19 protein-coding genes are annotated in these 16854 nt (G+C 70.1%); 11 read left to right on the top strand and 8 right to left on the bottom strand.

Features of this window, described 5'->3' with window-relative positions:
- Positions 1–12: 12 nt before the first annotated feature.
- Positions 13–390, bottom strand: a complete 378-nt coding sequence (locus D7Y15_RS14485) for an STAS/SEC14 domain-containing protein (protein ID WP_120574576.1) — start codon at positions 388–390, stop codon at positions 13–15.
- A 288-nt stretch (positions 391–678) separates the two neighbouring features.
- Between D7Y15_RS14485 and D7Y15_RS14480 the strand changes: the two genes are divergently transcribed.
- Positions 679–1710: a class I SAM-dependent methyltransferase gene (locus D7Y15_RS14480; protein ID WP_120574594.1), complete on the top strand. Its 1032-nt coding sequence runs from the start codon at positions 679–681 to the stop codon at positions 1708–1710.
- Here the strand turns inward: D7Y15_RS14480 and D7Y15_RS46565 are convergent, their stop codons facing one another.
- Positions 1711–6669, bottom strand: coding sequence for an ATP-binding protein (locus D7Y15_RS46565; RefSeq protein ID WP_121752953.1), 4959 nt, complete (start codon positions 6667–6669; stop codon positions 1711–1713).
- 441 nt (positions 6670–7110) lie between these two features.
- Here D7Y15_RS46565 and D7Y15_RS14470 point away from each other — a divergent pair, with 441 nt between their 5' ends.
- Genes D7Y15_RS14470 through hppD form a run of 3 tightly spaced genes read left to right on the top strand, consistent with a single transcriptional unit; the run spans position 7111 to position 9951 of the window.
- A complete protein-coding gene (locus D7Y15_RS14470; RefSeq protein ID WP_121752952.1) occupies positions 7111–8091 on the top strand; it encodes a fumarylacetoacetate hydrolase family protein in 981 nt (326 codons plus the stop codon).
- Positions 8088–8747, top strand: coding sequence for a maleylacetoacetate isomerase (maiA, locus tag D7Y15_RS14465; protein ID WP_121752951.1), 660 nt, complete (start codon positions 8088–8090; stop codon positions 8745–8747). Before D7Y15_RS14470 ends, maiA begins: the two co-directional genes overlap by 4 nt.
- A 40-nt stretch (positions 8748–8787) precedes the next feature.
- Complete coding sequence (gene hppD, locus D7Y15_RS14460) at positions 8788–9951, top strand: 4-hydroxyphenylpyruvate dioxygenase (RefSeq protein WP_120574580.1); 1164 nt, start codon at positions 8788–8790, stop codon at positions 9949–9951.
- Between the two features lie 54 nt (positions 9952–10005).
- Here hppD and D7Y15_RS14455 read toward each other — a convergent pair whose 3' ends face one another.
- Positions 10006–10299 carry a hypothetical protein gene (locus D7Y15_RS14455; RefSeq protein WP_120574581.1) on the bottom strand — a complete coding sequence of 98 codons (294 nt, stop codon included), beginning with the start codon at positions 10297–10299 and terminating at the stop codon, positions 10006–10008.
- 120 nt (positions 10300–10419) lie between these two features.
- Here D7Y15_RS14455 and D7Y15_RS14450 point away from each other — a divergent pair, with 120 nt between their 5' ends.
- From D7Y15_RS14450 to D7Y15_RS14440, 3 genes are all read left to right on the top strand, one after another.
- The gene (locus D7Y15_RS14450) at positions 10420–10701 is read left to right on the top strand and encodes a hypothetical protein (RefSeq protein ID WP_148712767.1); all 282 of its coding nucleotides are present in this window, start codon (positions 10420–10422) and stop codon (positions 10699–10701) included.
- Positions 10698–10940, top strand: coding sequence for a hypothetical protein (locus D7Y15_RS14445; protein ID WP_120574583.1), 243 nt, complete (start codon positions 10698–10700; stop codon positions 10938–10940). Before D7Y15_RS14450 ends, D7Y15_RS14445 begins: the two co-directional genes overlap by 4 nt.
- 120 nt (positions 10941–11060) lie before the next feature.
- Positions 11061–11321, top strand: coding sequence for a hypothetical protein (locus D7Y15_RS14440; RefSeq protein WP_120574584.1), 261 nt, complete (start codon positions 11061–11063; stop codon positions 11319–11321).
- 8 nt (positions 11322–11329) lie between these two features.
- Here the strand turns inward: D7Y15_RS14440 and D7Y15_RS14435 are convergent, their stop codons facing one another.
- From D7Y15_RS14435 to D7Y15_RS14420, 4 genes are all read right to left on the bottom strand, one after another.
- Positions 11330–11707 (bottom strand): hypothetical protein, encoded by a 378-nt coding sequence (locus tag D7Y15_RS14435; RefSeq protein ID WP_148712766.1) that lies wholly within the window; start codon positions 11705–11707, stop codon positions 11330–11332.
- A gap of 130 nt (positions 11708–11837) precedes the next feature.
- Positions 11838–12629 (bottom strand): sulfite exporter TauE/SafE family protein, encoded by a 792-nt coding sequence (locus D7Y15_RS14430; RefSeq protein ID WP_121752948.1) that lies wholly within the window; start codon positions 12627–12629, stop codon positions 11838–11840.
- A gap of 14 nt (positions 12630–12643) precedes the next feature.
- Positions 12644–12967, bottom strand: a complete 324-nt coding sequence (locus tag D7Y15_RS14425; RefSeq protein ID WP_120581481.1) for a rhodanese-like domain-containing protein — start codon at positions 12965–12967, stop codon at positions 12644–12646.
- Between the two features lie 31 nt (positions 12968–12998).
- On the bottom strand, positions 12999–13700 hold the full coding sequence (locus D7Y15_RS14420) for an MBL fold metallo-hydrolase (RefSeq protein ID WP_120581480.1): 702 nt from the start codon (positions 13698–13700) through the stop codon (positions 12999–13001).
- A gap of 99 nt (positions 13701–13799) precedes the next feature.
- On the opposite strand from D7Y15_RS14420, the gene D7Y15_RS14415 reads away from it, so the two are divergent.
- From D7Y15_RS14415 to D7Y15_RS14405, 3 genes are read left to right on the top strand one after another with little or no spacing between them, the layout of a single operon-like run.
- Positions 13800–14225, top strand: a complete 426-nt coding sequence (locus tag D7Y15_RS14415; RefSeq protein WP_120581479.1) for a YeeE/YedE family protein — start codon at positions 13800–13802, stop codon at positions 14223–14225.
- A gap of 12 nt (positions 14226–14237) precedes the next feature.
- Complete coding sequence (locus tag D7Y15_RS14410; protein ID WP_120581478.1) at positions 14238–14684, top strand: DUF6691 family protein; 447 nt, start codon at positions 14238–14240, stop codon at positions 14682–14684.
- A complete protein-coding gene (locus D7Y15_RS14405) occupies positions 14665–15474 on the top strand; it encodes a sigma-70 family RNA polymerase sigma factor (RefSeq protein WP_121752947.1) in 810 nt (269 codons plus the stop codon). The genes D7Y15_RS14410 and D7Y15_RS14405 overlap by 20 nt, the downstream gene beginning before the upstream one ends.
- Here D7Y15_RS14405 and D7Y15_RS14400 read toward each other — a convergent pair.
- Positions 15461–16537, bottom strand: coding sequence for a folate-binding protein YgfZ (locus D7Y15_RS14400; RefSeq protein WP_121752946.1), 1077 nt, complete (start codon positions 16535–16537; stop codon positions 15461–15463). The two genes, D7Y15_RS14405 and D7Y15_RS14400, sit on opposite strands and share 14 nt — an antisense overlap.
- Before the next feature lie 38 nt (positions 16538–16575).
- Here D7Y15_RS14400 and D7Y15_RS14395 point away from each other — a divergent pair.
- On the top strand, positions 16576–16854 hold a 279-nt coding region (locus tag D7Y15_RS14395), incomplete at its 3' end, for a cupin domain-containing protein (RefSeq protein WP_148712765.1).

Raw genomic sequence — 16854 nt, 5'->3', positions numbered from 1 at the left:
GGGGTTCTGCTTTCAGTCCGCGTCGGGGGCTTCGAGCCAGGACAGGGCCTCGGAGCGGGTCTCGAAGGTCTTCGCCGGGATGGTGAGGCCGGCGTTCTTGGTCATGCGCCACGCCTGCAGGCCGCTGCCGGGGTCGCTCACCACGCGCGCGGAGCGCTTCATGCCGCGCTGCTGGGCGTAGGCGTTCAGCCGGGCCATCTCCCCCACCACCGTGGAGGGCATCACCCGCAACCTGGACTGGTCCACCAGCGCGGACCACTCCGAGCCCCCGCGGGCGGTGATGTCCTTCTTCAGTTGCTCGACGTACTCGGTCACGTCCTTCGGCGTCACTTCCGACGGATAGATGATCTCGATGATGTCGTGGGGCAGGTGGGCGATTTCAATCTTCATGCGCGGCTTGCGGCTCTCTTCCAGGCGGGGCGCGCCATCCTAACCGCAGTGCCTGTCGCCGGATACCGCGCCCCCCCGCAATCCCTCCCCTGGAGCGGGGATTGTCGGACCTTGCGGGTAGAACCGTGACTGGAGGGCCACACGGACCCGGTGCGTCACGCCACGTGCGGCCGGTGTGGGCCGGGTGGTGCAGGGGAGCCCCGGCCGGCTGACTGGAGGCGGGCCTGGCGAAAGGCGCGGGCTCGGGAAGTGAATGACCCCCACTCCCAGGTTGTCAGTATGATGCCCATGCGCCAGCCCATCCTGTCGGTCCACGGCGCGGCTCTCCCAGTCGCGCCTGAAGCCAACCACCTCGTCCTGGTGAATCCCCCCCGGGAAGAGGCGCCTTTACCAGAGGAAGTGTTCACGGAGGCGCGAGAGTGGCTGGACAGCCTGCACTCCCGGATGATGCAGGGGCCGGACGAGACGCTGCATGCCGGGATGACCGCCCTTCACGGGGGGCTCATCCACCGGCGGCGGCAGTGGAGCCCGGAGGTGTGGAAGCGCTTCTGCCAGGAGCTGGCGCGCAAGCACCCCATGCGCCCCTTCCTGCACCAGTGCCCCTTCACCCGGCACGCCTTCGAACGGCCACGTGGCTACGCGGGTGACGCGGCCCTCATCGACTACCTCTACATGGACCACGCGGCGGACGAGCTGCACGCGGGCCGCGAAATCTACCGCTACATGCACGGGCAGCCGTCCGCGCGGAGCGTGCGCGAGCGCCGGGAGCTGCTCGCTCGGATGATGGACGAGACTGCCGGGCGACGGCCCGACGGGCGCGTGCTGTCGGTGGCGTGCGGGCACCTGCGGGAGGCGGAGGCGTCGCGCGCGGTGGCGGAGCGCCGGCTCCAGGAGCTCATCGCGTTCGACCAGGACCCGGTGAGCCTGGCGGAGATTTCGCGCCTGCACCCGGGCGGCATCGTGCGGCCGGTGTGCGGCTCGGTCCGCTCGCTGCTCGCGGGCAAGGTGGCGTTCGCGGACCTGGACTTCGCGTACTCCGCCGGGCTGTACGACTACCTGTCGGACTCCGTGGCCGCGCGCCTGACCGCGCTGCTCTTCCAGATGCTGCGCCCGGGCGGACGCCTGCTGGTGGCCAACTTCGCGGTGCACCCGCCGGAGACGGGCTACATGGAGGCCTTCATGGACTGGTGGCTCACCTACCGGGACGAGGACGGCATGCGCGACCTCTTGTCGGAGACGCCGCTGGAGCAGGTGGACAACGTGCGGCTGTTCCGCGACTCGCAGGACAACGTCATCTACCTGGAAGTGACGCGCCGCTAGTCAGTGCATCGGTGAGCCGGAGCGGGGCAGGGTGACGGTGAAGGTGGAGCCCTGCTCCGGGGCGCCGGCGACGTCGATGTTGCCGCCCAGCGCCTGGACGATTTCGCGGACAATCCAGAGGCCCAGGCCGAAGCCGCCGTAGTGGCGCACGGACACCGCGCGCTCGAAGCGCTCGAAGATGCGCGCCCGGTCCTCCTCCGCGATGCCGATGCCGTGGTCGCGCACCTCCAGGCGCACGTCCGTCGCGTCGCCGTCCAGCGTCACCTCCACCGGCTTGCCCGCGCCGTACTTCATGGCGTTGGTCAAGAGGTTGCCCACCACCTGCTCCAGCCGGAGCGCGTCCCAGTGGCCGATGAGGCGTGGCTCGCTGGCGTGGAAGCGCACCTCGCACTCGGCGCGGACCAGGGCCTCGCGGCTGCGCTCCAGCTGGGCGCGCACCAGCGCCACCAGGTCCACGTCCTCGCGCTTGATGTGCAGCTGGCCCTGCGCGATGCGGGAGATGTCCAACAGGTCGTTGACCAGCTTCCCCAGCCGCTGTGTCTGCGAGAAGGCGGACTCCAGCTTCGCGGTCAGCTTCTCCGGAGGCATGGGCGCGCCCTTGGCCTTCGCCTGGAGCCCCTGGATGTGCAGCTGCAGCGACGTGAGCGGCGTCTTCAACTCGTGCGCGGCGATGGACAGGAAGTCGTCTCGCCGGCGCACGGCCTCCTGCTCCTCGCGGTACAGGCGGCCCTGCTCCTCGGAGAGGGCGGCGACGCGCTCGAAGTTCTCCGCGTTCTCCAGCGCCGCGCCCGCGAGCACCGCCACGAAGGACGCCAGGCGCTCCTCGTCCTCGCCGAAGAGCGAGCCCACCTTGCGGTGGCTGGCCACCACGCACGCCACCGTCTTGCCTCGGACCTGGAGGGGCGCGCACAAGAGCGAGCGCACCCCGAGCAGCTCCATGCTCTCGCTGATGCCGCCGGGCAGTCCCTGGCCCAGCACGGTGATGCGGCCGGTCTCCAGCGCGCGTGCGAGCGCGGTGCGGCTGAGGCCCTGGTTCTTCGCGTCCTCCTCGGACACCACCGCGCGCGGATCCACCACGGCGCAGCGCTCCGCGCGCAGCAGCTCCTGCATGGACTGGCGCGCGGTTTCAAAGACGGCCTCGCGCGACAGGGCGGAGGCGAGCCTGCGCCCCACCTCCAGCACGCGAGGGAAGCGGTCCACCAGCGACAGCGTCTCCACGCCGGTGCCGTGCTCCGTCCCCTTGTGCAGGCCGTCCTCCATGGCCTCCAATTCGCGCGCCGACGTCTCCAGGTCGCGCGCGGCACCGGGCCAGCCCTGCACCCGGGCCACCTCGCCGCGGGCCTGGAGCGTCAGCGCGCGCTCCTGGCGCATCTCCAGCTGTTCGGCCACGCGCAGGGCTTCGTCCAGGTACCTGCGGGCCCGCGCGGGCCGGCCTCGCAGCGCGCACATCAGTCCGCGCTCGCGCAGCGCATGGGGCAGGTTGTTGCGGTAGGTGCGCGCGACGTCATGGGCGCGCTTCGCCACGCCATCCGCCTCTTTCAGGAGCCGTTCGCGCTGCCTGGGATTGAGCGGGCTGGCTTGCTGCGCCAGGCGACGGCGCGCGGTGGCGAGCCACGGGGTGATGGGGGCCACGTACTCCTGACGCAGGTGCGCGTCCTCCACCACGCGCTCGGCGCGCTCCAGCACCTCCGCGGCGCGCGCGGGTTCGTTCTCACGCAACAGGCGCAGGCCTTCCGCCTGGAGCACGCCCGCGAAGGACTGCGGGTCGGTGGCGGTGGGCGCCGCCAGCTCCGTCTCCAGCAGCGCCGCGGGGATGCGGCCCCCGGTGGACTTGGCCCACGCCTCCAGGCCCAGGCGCAGCGAATACCGGTCCCCCAGCGCGAGCGCCGCCGCGTGCAGCTTCTGGCTCACCACCGCGGCCTCCTTCAGGCGGCCCAGGCGGTAGAGCGACATGGCGATTTGAAAGGTGGCGTTGTTCACCTCCCACGGGTCGCCGGTGCGCTCCAGCAGGCGCACCGCCTCGCGGCACTTCTCGATGCACTCCTTGAAGCGCGACGAGGCGTAGAGGGCCAGGCCATAGAAGTGCAGCGACTGGCCCTGGCCCCACACGTCGCCCAATTGCTGACGCAGGGCCAGTGACTTCTCCGCGTAGGCGTACGCGCGCTGGAACCAGGGCAGGGTGGTGAGCGCGGGCGAGTGCGCGGAGTAGGCCTGCGCCAGCTCCGGCGTGGGCGGGTAGCGCTCCGCCAGGTTCATGTCTCGCAGGTGTGCCCACAGCACCGCGGCGCGGCCCCGCTGGTACCAGTAGCCGTACGCGAGCCGGCTGTAGAGGTTGACCGCGAGCAGGTCCTCCTCGCCCCGCGCCAGGGACTTGCGGCCCAGCCACAGGCGCGGCGCCACGGTGTGCGCGGCCTGCGTGAGGATTTCCCACGCCGCGCTGGCGCCGGTGGTCAGCGTGCCGGGCGGCACCCAGCGGCCCAGCAGCTTCAGGCCCTGCTCCAGGTAGGCGTTGGCCTGCACCGTCTGGCCGCGCTTGAAGGCGAGCTCGCCCAGGTGGCCCAGCGTGCGGCCCTGCTCCAGCCGGTCGCGCGCCAGGGCCTGCGCGGCCTCCAGCTGCCGCTGCGCTTCGTCATAGCGGCCGCGCATCATCAGCGCGGTGCCCAGCCCGGACGCGATGCGGTAGCGGGTGTGCGCGTCCGCGCCTGAAGCGCCGCGCTCGGCGATGCGGTAGTTCACCTCCGCGCTGTCCAATGAGAAGCGCTGGCGCGCCTGCTCCGCGGCCACCAGCGCGTAGGGCAGGGCCTGCGCGCGCTCACCCGCCGCGTCGAAGTGGTAGGCCAGCTCGAACGGGTCGGTGGGCACGGACTGCTGGGAGGCCCTCGCGGCCAGCCGGTGCAGCTCCCGGCGCTCCTCCGGGGAGAGCAGGTCCAACAGCACCTCGCGCAGCTTGTCGTGCACGAAGGTGAAGCGCGTGCCCTCCGTCCACAGCATGTGACGGCGGCGCGGGGGCTCCAGCGCGGTGGTGACGGCGTCCAGCGGCGTGCCGGAGAGGGCCGCCACCGCCCTCGCGTCGAAGGACTTGCCCAGCACGGCGCCCACGCTGAGCACGTGCAGGGACTCCGGCGGCAGGAGGCGCAGGCGCCGCACCAGGAAGGTGGCCGCCTGTCGCGACGAGCGCGCGTGCGCCATCGCCTCCGGCTGCACCCGCCAACCGTCCGGGCCGGGCATGAGGACGCCGTCCTCCACCAGCCCGTGCAGCACCGCGGAGGCCATGAACGGATTGCCCTCCGCCAGCCGCGTCACCAGCTCCACGGCCTCCTGCGGCAGCACGCCGGCCATGGACTCCGCCAGCAGCGCCACCTCCGCCGCGCCAAAGGCGGACAGCTTCAGGTGCGCGCCCGGTGCCAGGCGCCTCAGCACGTGGTCCGCGTGGATGTCCTCGCTGCGGAAGGACACGATGAGCAGCAGCCGTCCGTCCCCGGCGCGGCGGCCCTGCGACCACGCCTCCAGCGCGCGCAGGGTGAGCGTGTCCGCCCACTGGCAATCCTCCAGCACCACCACCGCGGGCGCGTCCGGCGTGCCCAGCGCGCTCAACAGCGAGGTGAGGCACCACACGCTGCGGCTCTCGCTCAGGGACTCCGGCCCCAGCCCCTGGGACCTCGGCGTCCGCGAGTCCGGGAGGAGCACCTCCGTGAGCGGGGGCAGCACCGTGCACAGGCCGGCCTCCTGGCCCGCGAGCCTCTCCCTCAGGAGCGCGCCCAGCGCGGGCTCCTCGCGCACGGCGGCGGCGATGCCCTCCGCCACGCCCGCGAAGAGCTGGAAGGGGCGCTGCGCGGCCTGGTCCTGCGCCTGCCCATGCAGCACCCACGCGCGCTGGCCCGCGGCCCGGGCGGAGAACTCCTCCAGCAGCCGGCTCTTGCCGCCGCCGGACTCGCCCTCCACCACCACGGCGCGCGAGCCGTCCTCGCGCGCGTGCTCGAGCTCGCGCTCCAGCGTCAACAGCTCCTCGCGGCGGCCCACGAAGGACGGCTCGGTGAGGCTCTGGCGGTGGTCGTGCGCGCCGGTGACGAGCGCGGGCTCCGCCTCACCCCGGGACAGCGCGGCCTCCAGCGCGTTCAGGTCCGCGAGCGCGGCGTCCGCGGACTGGTAGCGGTCGCGCGGATCCGTCTGGCTCAGCCGCGCGATGAGCTCCTCCATCGCCAGCGGCACCTCCACGCCCACGGGCCTCAGGCGCGGGTGCGCGGTGAGGTGCAGGCGCAGCACCTCACCCACTGTCGCGCCCTCCAGGGCAGGGCGGCCGGACAGCGCCTCGAAGAGCACCAGGCCCACCGCGTACAGGTCCGACGGCGCCTCCACCGGCCGGTTGATGAGCCCCGCCTGCTCCGGGGACATGTAGCGCGCGGTGCCCACGGGCAGGTCGCGCAGGGACGGATCCAACCGCTCGCTGCGAGACAGGCCGAAGTCGGTGAGCCACGCGGCGGACAACGGGAAGTCGCGCACCAGGATGTTGGAGGGCTTCAAGTCGCGGTGGAGGACGCCCTCGCGGTGCGCCGCCGCGAGCGCATTGAGCAGGCGCTGGCCCAGGACGATGGCTTCCGGCAGGGACAGCGGGCCGCGCCGCAGGCGCTCCGCCAACGTCTCGCCATCCACCCACGCGGTGACCAGGTAGAGCAGCTCGTCGGAGGTGCCCAGGTGCCGTACGGGCACCAGCGCGGGGCTGTGCAGCCGCGACAGCACCTCCGCCTCGTGCTCCAGCCGGTGGCGGGACGTGGGGACGAAGGCGGACAGGGCGGTGACCTTCACGAGCACGCGCTCGTGCGTGAGCAGGTCCAACCCCTGCCAGGTGGAGATGCCCCGGCCCGCCTTCACCCGCTGGCGCAGCTCGTAGCGGTTGCCCAGCCGCTGGCCCGGGTGTGGCTCCCTGGGGGTGTCGCCGGCCTGTTGGAAGCCTTGCGCCATTCAATGCCCTCGCGAGCCCCCAAACCGCGCCGCCCCGGCGGCGTGGTCGGCCGGATGTCCCTCTTCCACAAGCTGGGTTTCCGCCCGGGTCCCTGCCAGGGGGGAGCGGCCCGCGCCGTGCGCGAGTTGCTCGGGATTTGAACAGTCGGCACGCTCCCGCTTCCCGCCCCTGTCCCCTGGTGCCCCCTGTCCGTTCGTGGAGCAGGCGGCCCGACAGGCGAACACGTGGGTTTCCACGACGCCCTGGCGTGTGGAGGCCCGCGCATCGTCCTTCAGCCGACAGCCACGCGAATGCGAGCGGCCAGCAACGTTGCTGGTGGGAGGAAGGATGCCGCGCCGCGTTCAACGGGCGTGCTTGACTCGCCTGGTTGCCCGGCGGAAAAGCCCGTCGGGTCAGGCGGCCTCCCCCTTCCTCCCCACAGGCCGCCGAGGAGCGCGAAATTGAAGCTCGCGACGCTCAAGGACGGAACTCGCGACGGGCGGCTCGTCGTCGTCAAGCGGGACAACTCCGCCTACGCGCTGGCCACCAACGTGGCCCTCACGCTTCAAGCGGCCCTGGATGACTGGGACGCGAAGGAGCCACAGCTGCGCGCGCTGGCGCAGCAGCTGGAAGCCGGTGCGGTGCAGAGCCGCCCGCTGGACGTGAAGGCGCTCCACGCGCCCCTGCCGCGCGCCTACGAATGGGTGGACGGCAGCGCGTACATCAACCACGTGATGCTGGTGCGCAAGGCGCGCAACGCGGAGCCGCCGGCCACGCTGCGCACGGATCCGCTGGTGTACCAGGGCGGCTCCGGCGACTTCCTCGCGCCCACGCAGGACATCCCGCTGCGCGACGAGGCGTGGGGCCTGGACTTCGAGAGCGAGGTCTGCGTCGTGCTGGGCGACACGCCCATGGGCACGAAGGCCGAGGACGCGGACAAGCACATCAAGCTGGTGATGATCGCCAACGACGTGTCCCTGCGGAACCTCATCCCGGAGGAGCTGGCCAAGGGCTTCGGCTTCTTCCAGAGCAAGCCCGCCACCGCGTTCGGCCCCTTCGCGCTGACGCCGGACGAGCTGGGAACAGCGTGGATGGACGGCCGCGTGCACCTGCGCATGCGCAGCACGCTCAACGGCCAGCTCGTGGGCGACGCGGACGCGGGCCCGGAGATGCACTTCTCCTTCCGCGACCTCATCCAGCACCTGACGCGCACGCGCGCCTTCACCGCGGGCACCATCCTGGGCAGCGGCACGGTGTCCAACGAGGACCGCGCTCGCGGCATCTCGTGCCTCGCCGAGCGCCGGATGATTGAGACCATCGACGAGGGGAAGCCGAAGACGTCCTTCATGAAGCCCGGGGACACCATCGAAATCGAGATGCTGGATGGCGAGGGGCACAGCCTCTTCGGCCGCATCTCCCAGACGGTGGTGAAGGCGCCATGAAGAACCTGAAGCTGCACGGCTACTGGCGCTCCTCCGCGTCCTGGCGCGCGCGCATCGCGCTGAACTGGAAGGGGCTCCCCTTCGAGTACCTGGCGGTGCACCTGCTCAAGGACGGCGGCCAGCAGTTCTCAGCGGACTACCGCGCGGTGAACCCCATGGCCCGCGTGCCCACGCTGGAGTGGACGGAAGCGGACGGGCAGGCGCGCAAGCTGTCCGAGTCCATGGCCATCCTGGAATACCTGGAGGAGCGCGTGCCCTCGCCCGCCCTCCTGCCTGGCGACGCGTACCTCCGCGCGAAGGCGCGCATGCTGGCGGAGATGGTGAACGCCGGCATGCAGCCGTTGCAGAACACCTCGGTAACGCTGCGCATCAAGAACGAGCTGAAGGCGGACGAGAAGGCCTGGGCGGCGCACTGGAACGCGCACGGGCTGACGGCGCTGGAGGCGGCGGTGCAGGCGACGGCGGGGCGTTATTGTGTGGGGGACGGAGTGTCGTTCGCGGACGTGCTGTTGGTTCCGCAGCTCTACGGGGCCCGCCGGTTCGGTGTAGACCTGAAGCCCTATCCCACGCTGCTGCGCATCGAGGCGGCGTGCAACGAACTCCCCGCCTTCCAGGCGGCGCAGCCGGACCGGCAGCCCGACGCTCAGCCGGCGTAGTCACGAATCATCTTCTTCATCACCACGAGGAGTCAGCGACATGGCCAAGCAGGAATCGCTGGGCATCAAGGCCCTGGAGAGCATCCACTGGTACGTGCATGACCTGGAGCGCAGCCGCCAGTTCTACACGAAGGGGTTGGACTTCGCGGAGGTGGCGGTGTCCGGGCCGGAGCTGGACGCGCACGGCAAGCAGAAGTCCGCGCTGTTCCAGGCGGGTGAGATTGCCCTCGTCGTGAGCCAGCCCGTGGGCGAGGGCGGCCGCGCGTGGCGCTACCTGCGCAAGCACCCGGACGGCGTGGGCACGCTGAACTTTGAAGTGGAGGACGTGGAGAAGGCGTTCAAGCTGCTGGAGCAGCGCGGCGCCACGTTCATCACGGAGATCCAGCGCTTCACGGACGACGCGGGCGGCAAGCTGTCGTTCTTCTCCATCACGACGCCGTTCGGCGACACCACGTTCCGCTTCCTGCAGCGGGACAACTACAAGTCCATCTACCCGGGCTTCAAGGTGCACGCGAAGCCCCTGGGCGGCCAGAACAAGTACGGCTTCGACAAGTTGGATCACGTCACGTCGAACTTCCAGACGATGAAGCCCATGCTCCTGTGGATGGAGCACGTGATGGGCTTCGAGAAGTTCTGGCACATCGAGTTCCACACCGAGGACGTGGCGTCGCAGCAGAAGCGCGACCACGGCAGCGGCCTGAAGTCGGAAGTGATGTGGGATCCGAAGAGCGGCGTGAAGTTCGCGAACAACGAGCCCAAGTTCCCGTTCTTCAAGGCCAGCCAGATCAACATCTTCAACGAGGACCACCGCGGTGACGGCGTGCAGCATCTGGCCATCACGGTGAAGGACATCCTGTCCTCCGTGAAGGACATGCGGCAGAACGCGGGCATCCAGTTCATGCCCACGCCGGGCTCGTATTACGACGCGCTGCCGGAGCGCATCCAGAACATGGGCATCAAGAAGATCGACGAGGACATCAACGTCCTGCGCGAGCTGGAGGTGCTCATCGACGGTGACAAGGAGCGCAGCTACATGCTCCAGATCTTCATGAAGGACGCGGCGAGCCTCTACAAGCAGGCGGACGCGGGCCCGTTCTTCTACGAAATCATCCAGCGCAAGGGCGACCAGGGCTTCGGCGGCGGCAACTTCCGCGCCCTGTTCGAGAGCATCGAGCGCGCGCAGAAGGCCGAAGGGCGCGTCTAGCTTCGCGAGTGACCCGGCCGCGGAGCATCGCGGCCGGGCTACCGCTCCGGTGGGCTAGGGGTCGTACGGCTCGCACACCTGCAGCTCCGTGATCCACTCCCGGAACTGGGTCCGGATGCCGCTCCGGCCCACCTGCCGATTGCAGACCAGGCAGATCTCCCTGCCCACCTGCGTCGTATAGGTGGCATCGCTGTAGTATTTGACGTGGAAGGTGGCCGCGCAGAGGTCCAGCGCATCCTCACGCGTCGAAAGTGGGATCTCCTCTCCCACGTCCGCGTCCGCTTCGACACCGCCGCAGCCCGCCAGCAGTCCCAACGACAGAAGTCCGCCGATGATGCACTTTCGCATTGTCCGCCCCGGTTGGAGTTGGCCCGTCTTTCAGGGATTGAAAGTCTATCATGGCTGAGTGAGATGAGGCGGGCTGCCAGGGTGGCATGCATCGCCTATCTTCACTCCATGCGAATGTTCATGGGGCTGTTTCTGGCGGGCGCGCTGGGGTGGGGTTGCCAGTCCGCCGACTACGGTGTGCAAGCGAAGGCGCCGCTGGACTGCAAAGCGACCTACGTGGCGTGTGGTTGTGGCTGCTGCGGCGGAGTGGAGCCGGAGGTGAAGTGTCTGTCCTGCGCGAACAAGGACGACCTCCAGGCGCTCATCCAGAAGGACCAGGCGGCCCAGAAGGACCCGCAGTGCTCCGTCATGGGCTGCTCCACCGGCACGAAGTACGTGTACTGCGACGCGAATCCCCAATGACCCTCATTGAACCCATCATGCTCGTGGGAGCCGCCAGCGGAGGCGTGGTGGGGGCGGTCTGGGGCTTCGGGTCGGGAATCGGCTGGGCGGTGGCGGGACTCGTCGGAGGCGTCGTGCTGGGCCCCATCCTCTTGCTGCTGCTGCTGTTCGTCCTGGCGATGTTGATGACGCTGGTCACGAAAGGGCCGCGCGCGGTGCTGCGCGACCTGCGGGGAAGGCGTCCCCCTGAGCGCCCCTGACCACGCTTCGTCTATCCTCTCCCCATGACCTCGCCAACACAGCCCCGGGACTGGGACGAGTTGGAACACCGCACGAGCCCGGCGCCGGTCGCTCCTGTCCCCGGCGCACGACGACTGCTGGTGGTCGAGGACACCTTCGACATCCAGGGGCGCGGAATCCTTGTCGTTCCCGAGGTGGACCTGGGAGCGCGAGCTCAGATGGAGCTCCGTGTGGCGTTACGGCGGCCGGAGGGCGACGTCCTGCAAGCTGTCGCGCTGGCGCAGATTCCACTCGGCGGACGGTCACGTCCTCAGCATGTGCTCTGCTTCGGCACACTCTCCAAGCAGGACATTCCTCTTGGGACGGAGGTGTGGCTGCTCGGAGAGGTGGAATCGACCTGAACGGGACTCTATTCGCAGATCTGGTAGCAGTCGTTGCGCGTGGTGGCGCACTCGAGTGCGTCTTCCGGCGTCTTCGCGGCCCGCGCGCAGACCAGGAACTCCCTGTAGCAGGCGTCCTGGCACGGCGGCAGCTGCTGGGCCTGCACGGGCGCCGCGCCCAGGTCGCAGCCCTCGAAGCAGCGGTCCTGGTCCTCCGCGCACCAAGCCTGCCGCTCGGGCGTCGTCGCGGTCCGCATACAGTGGTTGTAGATGGTGATGCAGGCGCGCTCACACGGCGGCGGGGCCATGGCCGTCACATCCTGTGTCTCCTGCGCCTCCTGCTCCACTCCGCCACAGCCCGCGAAGAAGCCCACCGACAGCACTGTCGCGATGAATGACAAACGCATGGAATGGTCCCTGGGGTGATTGCCGTGAAGTACGGCAAGCCCATTCTTGCGCTGTCCATGCCCTCAAGGGCAGACAGGGTGGTCCGGTTTTGAAAGGAATTGAACGCCGGGGCGCGTCATCCCCAGCGTCTCACCACCACCCCGCCAGCGCGTCCCGGTTCTTGAACATGATGAAGGCGCCCATCACGACGAGGAAGAGGGAGAAGGCCCGCTTGAGGGCCGCCTGCGAGACGTAGTGGGTGGCCCAGGTGCCGACGAGGATGCCCGCCACGGCGATGGCCGTGAAGATGCCCAGGGAGAGCCAGGGCACCTGGACGTGGCCGAGGTAGCCGGCGAAGCCCACGAAGGAGTTGAGGGCGATGACGAGCAGGCTCGTGCCCACCGCCTGCTTCATCGGGAGGCCCACCAGGAGCACCAGCGCCGGGACGATGAGGAAACCGCCGCCCACCCCGACCAGCCCCGTGAGCCCACCCACGCCGAGCGCGGCCAGGGCCATGACGGGGAAGGATGCCTTGCGGGGCTCGGGCACGGGCGCGGACTCCTGGCGCGCGGCGAGCGCGGCCTCCTTGCGGCCGTTGCGGAACATGAAGAAGGCGGCCACGAGCATCACCGTGGCGAAGAGCAGCAACTGCACGGCGCCCGAGACGAAGACGGACAGGCGCGCCCCCGCGTAGGTGCCCACCATGGCCACCGCCCCGAAGACGAAGGCCGCCCGGAGCCGCACGTTGCCCTTGCGCCAGTGGCCCGCCGCTCCGAAGAGGCTGGTGACGCCCACCACGGCCAGCCCCATGGCGATGGACTCCTTGGCCCCGAAGCCCAGGACGTACACGAGGATGGGGACGGTGATGATGGAGCCGCCGCCGCCGAGCAGGCCGAGCGACAGGCCGATGAGGGCCGCGAGCGAGAAGCCGAGGATGGGCATGGGGTCCGTTTCCGCTAGCCCTGGGGCGCGCGGGGTTCGCGCACGGCGAGCATCCCGCCCGCCAGGTTGTAGAGGTGCTTGAAGCCACGCTGGGCGAGCGCCTGCGCCGCCTTCGCGGAGCGCCCACCCGAGCGGCAGATGAGCAGCAGCGGTTGTTCCCGCGGCCACGACGCGGCCGCCGCCTCCAGCGTGCCCAGCGGGACGAGCTCCGCTCCGGGAAGGTGGCTCAAGGGGCCCGTGAACTCGTCCGGCTCACGCACGTCGATGCGCCGCACCTCGGGGCCGAGCGTGTCGAGCTGCGAGGGCGTGAGGTCCTGATAGGGGTGATGGGGTGTCATGGCTTGCTCCTGTTGGGAAGGGCAGGGGACTTCAGGCCCCCTGCGGAGAAGGCGCCGTGTGCCCACAGGCGCGGTTGGCTGGGACGGCGACGTCGATCTTCCTGGGCTTGGGCAGGTGGAGGTTGTTCATCACCTCGATGAACTCCTCCCGGCTCCTGCCCGCGACGCGCGGGTTGTGTCGCTTCTCCTCGCCGATGCTCGTCACCAGGTGACCGTGGTAGTCGTGCGCGGGGTAGACGAGCGTTTCATCCGGCAGGCGGAAGAGGACGCGGGTGAGGCTGTCGTAGAGCTGGCTCGCGTTCCCGTTCTGGAAGTCGGTGCGGCCGTTGCCGCGCACGAGCAGCGCGTCCCCGGTGAAGACGCGGTCGCCCAGCAGGTAGCTGACGCTGTCGTCCGTGTGCCCCGGGGTGGCGAGCACCTGGAAGACGCACTGCCCGACGCGCACCTCGTCTCCGTGGCCCACCTGGACGTTGGCGCAGGCGGCTCCTCCCTTGCTCCCCACCACCGTGGCCTGCGTGCGCTCGCGCAGCACGCCGGACGCGGTGACATGGTCCGCGTGCACGTGGGTATCGAAGACGTGGGTGAGGGTGAGGCCCAGCTCGCCCACCAGTTTCAGATCCCGGTCGACCTGCTCGATGACAGGGTCGATGAGGACGGCCTGCCGCGTGGACTCGTCGCCGAGGAGATAGGTGTAGGTCGAGGACTCTGCGTCGAAAAGCTGGCGGAAAATCATGTCGAAGCCTCCTGTCCTTGAGAGCCAGGGGGCGGACAAAAGGATTCAGGGCCTTCCCCTGGCGGAATCCTCCACCTCCGAATCTGGCTCTTACAGGACATGATTTCCTCCCTCCTCCCTCCCCTCCTGGGTGGGGCGCTCATCGGCCTGAGTGCCTCCTTGCTCCTGTTGGCCAATGGCCGGGTTGCCGGCATCAGCGGCGTGGTGGGCTCGCTGCTGGCCCCCGTGCGCGGGGATGTCGCCTGGCGCGTGCTCTTCCTCGCCGGACTGCTCACCGGGGGCCTGCTGCTGGCGTGGCTGCGCCCTGGCTCCTTCCCGGCCCCCACGTCCTTGAGCGCGGGCGGCGCCTTGCTGCTGGTGGGGGCCGGACTGCTGGTGGGGTTCGGCTCGCGGCTGGGCAACGGCTGCACCAGCGGGCACGGCGTCTGCGGCATCAGCCGCGGCTCGGCCCGCTCCATCGCGGCCACGCTCACCTTCATGGCCACCGGCGTCCTCACCGTCTTCCTGATCCGCCACGTCCTCTAGGGAAAGCCCTCCATGCGTTCAAACATCAGTGCGTTTCTCAGCGGCCTCCTCTTCGCCATCGGCCTGGGCATCAGCGGCATGACGGACCCGGCCAACGTCCTCGGCTTCCTCGACATCGCGGGGGATTGGGATTACCGGCTCGCGTTCGTGATGGGCGGCGCCATCGCCGTGCACGCGGCGCTGCGGCCCCTCATCCTCGGACGTGAGCGGCCCCTGTTCGCCGCGAAGTTCCCCACGTTCTCCGCCCGCGGGGTGGACCGCGGGCTCCTCGTGGGCGCGGGCCTCTTCGGCGTGGGCTGGGGGCTCGGCGGCTACTGCCCTGGCCCCGCGCTCACCTCGCTCGCCACCGGTGCGACGCAGTTGCTCGTCTTCGTGCCCGCCATGTTCGCCGGCATGTACCTTGCTCAAGGACCGCGAGCGTGGAGGAGGCGACCGGGTGATGTCGACGCGAACCGATGAGCAGCTGATGGAGGCCGCGCGCGCTGGCGACGACAAGGCGCTGGATGAGGTCCTCGCCCGCCACGAGAAGCAGGTGTACCGCTTTGGCCTGCGCATGTGCGGCTCGGAGGAGGACGCGAAGGAGGTGCTCCAGGAGACGCTGCTCGCGGCCTTCCAGGGCATCCACTCGTTCCGGGGCGACGCGGAGCTGTCCACGTGGCTGTATCAGGTGGCCCGCACGCACTGCCTCCGCCTGCGCCGCAAGCGCGCCGGAGCACCCGAGGAGTTCCAGCCCCTCGACTCTCCCGCGGCCACCCACGTCGCCGCGGAGGCTGCCACCCCGGACGTGGTGTCCCATGCGCGGCAGATGGGGGAGGTGTTGCAGGCGGCCATCCTCGCGCTGCCGGAAGCCCACCGGGAGGTGCTCATCCTCCGGGACGTGGAGGGCCTGCCGGCGGAGGAGGCGGCGAAGGTGGTGGGCATCGAGGTGCGGGCGCTCAAGAGCCGGCTGCACCGCGCGCGGCTCCAGCTGCGCGAACACCTCTCCACGCTGATGGGGGAGGGCTCCGAGGAGCAGGCCCCGGCGTGCCCGGAGCTGGCGCGGGAGCTCTCCGAGTTCGCCGCGCAGGAGGTGGACCAGGCCACCTGCGTGCGTCTGGAGGACCATCTGTCGCGCTGCCCGCGCTGTACCGAGGCGTGCGACTCGCTCAAGCGCACGGTGTCCCTGTGCCGGCGCATTCCAGGGGATGCGGTGCCCGCGCCCGTGCGCGCGGCGGTGCGCCAGGCGCTGTCTCAGGCTACGAGGCCGTGAAGGGCAGGGCGGCCACCGTGACGGTGCCCGCGCCTTCGCCCAACGTCAGCTCCGTGCCCGGCTCCAGCGAGTCACGGTGCACGTAGCCCAGCGCCACCCGCTGACCCTTCACCGGGGACGTCACCACGCTCGTGACCCAGCCCACCTTCTTCTCCCCGCGGCGCAGCTCCGTGCCGGGCGCCACGTCCTTCTCACCCAGCAGCAGCCCCGCCAGCTTGCGGTTCATGTGCCCGCGGAAGGTGGCCCGGGCGATGACCTCCTGCCCGATGTAGCAACCCTTGTTGTAGGAGATGGCGTTGGTGAGGTTCGCCTCCAGCGGGATGGTGGTGTCCACCATGTCCTGCCCGTAGCGCGGCACCCCCGCCTCCACCCGCACCCGCTCCAGCGCGTCGAACCCCAGAGGCTTCAGCCCGTGCGCCCCTCCCGCCTGGACCAGCGCCGCCCACACCGCCTCCAGCCCCGCGCGCGGCACCAGCACGTCCACGCCGGACAGCCCGCCCGGCAGCGCCGTCCCCAGGAGCAACACCTCCTGGCCAGCGATGGACGCCTTGCGGCTGGACAGGGGCGCCGGAAGCTCCGAGGGGCCGCCCGGGACGGCGGCCAGCACCTGGGCCGTCCGGGGGCCGAGCAGCTTCAGCCAGCCCCATTCCGGGGTGCCGTCGTGCAGCTCCGCGTCCTCGGAGATGAGGTATTTGTCCAGGAACTCCCGCACCTTGGCGCCCAGGCCGGGCTCCAGGTCCAGCAGGAGGTCGTCCTCCCGCTTGAGGATGCGTGCATCTCCCACCATGGCGCCCTTCACCGTGATGAGGGCGGCATAGGCGGCCGAGCCCACCGGGAGGTTCTTCACCTCCTGGGTCACCATGCCGTGGAGGAAGGAGGCGCGATCCTCCCCCGTTATCCGGAGGATTTCGCGGTAGGACGCATCGTGCAGTGCCACTGCGTCACGGGCCGCGCCATACTCCGCGCCCACGTCTCCATACCCGGCCACGACCTCGCGGCCGCCCACCGAAATGAAGCGGGCACCCACCTGCTCGTGAACAAAATGCAGCGTCAGCGGTTCCATGCCCGTCGCTATATAGAGGCGCAGGAGCGGATGCCACGATGGATGTGAAGCAGCTTTCGGCCTTCCAGGGCTTCTCCTTGGAGAAGCTCCAGAAGCACTCCGTCTTCCAGTCGGGTCGCTTCTTCCTCGACGTCTACTGCCTGGCCCCGGGCCAGGCGCAGAAGCCCCACCGGCATGCCACGTCCGACAAGGTGTACCTCGTGCTGGAGGGAAGCTGCCGCTTCCGCATCGGCGACGAGGAAGCGGCGCATGGCCCCGGTTCCACCCTTTTCGCCCCCGCGGGCATCGAACACGGCGTCGTCAATGACGGCCCGGAC

This window comes from Corallococcus sp. AB030 (assembly GCF_003668965.1).
GTDB lineage: Bacteria > Myxococcota > Myxococcia > Myxococcales > Myxococcaceae > Corallococcus > Corallococcus exiguus.
Note: the sequence above shows the minus strand (reverse complement) of the source record. Positions and strands in the feature narration are given on the sequence as shown.

Bases quoted from the DNA above. Each gene is read 5' to 3' on its own strand.
- D7Y15_RS14400 (WP_121752946.1), bottom strand. From the start codon at position 16,537: ATGGAACCGCTGACGCTGCATTTTGTTCACGAGCAGGTGGGTGCCCGC.
- D7Y15_RS14410 (WP_120581478.1), top strand. From the start codon at position 14,238: ATGCGTTCAAACATCAGTGCGTTTCTCAGCGGCCTCCTCTTCGCCATC.
- maiA (WP_121752951.1), top strand. From the start codon at position 8,088: ATGAAGAACCTGAAGCTGCACGGCTACTGGCGCTCCTCCGCGTCCTGG.
- hppD (WP_120574580.1), top strand. From the start codon at position 8,788: ATGGCCAAGCAGGAATCGCTGGGCATCAAGGCCCTGGAGAGCATCCAC.
- D7Y15_RS14430 (WP_121752948.1), bottom strand. From the start codon at position 12,629: ATGCCCATCCTCGGCTTCTCGCTCGCGGCCCTCATCGGCCTGTCGCTC.
- D7Y15_RS14485 (WP_120574576.1), bottom strand. From the start codon at position 390: ATGAAGATTGAAATCGCCCACCTGCCCCACGACATCATCGAGATCATC.
- D7Y15_RS14435 (WP_148712766.1), bottom strand. From the start codon at position 11,707: ATGCGTTTGTCATTCATCGCGACAGTGCTGTCGGTGGGCTTCTTCGCG.
- D7Y15_RS14445 (WP_120574583.1), top strand. From the start codon at position 10,698: ATGACCCTCATTGAACCCATCATGCTCGTGGGAGCCGCCAGCGGAGGC.
- D7Y15_RS14405 (WP_121752947.1), top strand. From the start codon at position 14,665: ATGTCGACGCGAACCGATGAGCAGCTGATGGAGGCCGCGCGCGCTGGC.
- D7Y15_RS14415 (WP_120581479.1), top strand. From the start codon at position 13,800: ATGATTTCCTCCCTCCTCCCTCCCCTCCTGGGTGGGGCGCTCATCGGC.
- D7Y15_RS14450 (WP_148712767.1), top strand. From the start codon at position 10,420: ATGGGGCTGTTTCTGGCGGGCGCGCTGGGGTGGGGTTGCCAGTCCGCC.
- D7Y15_RS14480 (WP_120574594.1), top strand. From the start codon at position 679: ATGCGCCAGCCCATCCTGTCGGTCCACGGCGCGGCTCTCCCAGTCGCG.
- D7Y15_RS14425 (WP_120581481.1), bottom strand. From the start codon at position 12,967: ATGACACCCCATCACCCCTATCAGGACCTCACGCCCTCGCAGCTCGAC.
- D7Y15_RS46565 (WP_121752953.1), bottom strand. From the start codon at position 6,669: ATGGCGCAAGGCTTCCAACAGGCCGGCGACACCCCCAGGGAGCCACAC.
- D7Y15_RS14455 (WP_120574581.1), bottom strand. From the start codon at position 10,299: ATGCGAAAGTGCATCATCGGCGGACTTCTGTCGTTGGGACTGCTGGCG.
- D7Y15_RS14420 (WP_120581480.1), bottom strand. From the start codon at position 13,700: ATGATTTTCCGCCAGCTTTTCGACGCAGAGTCCTCGACCTACACCTAT.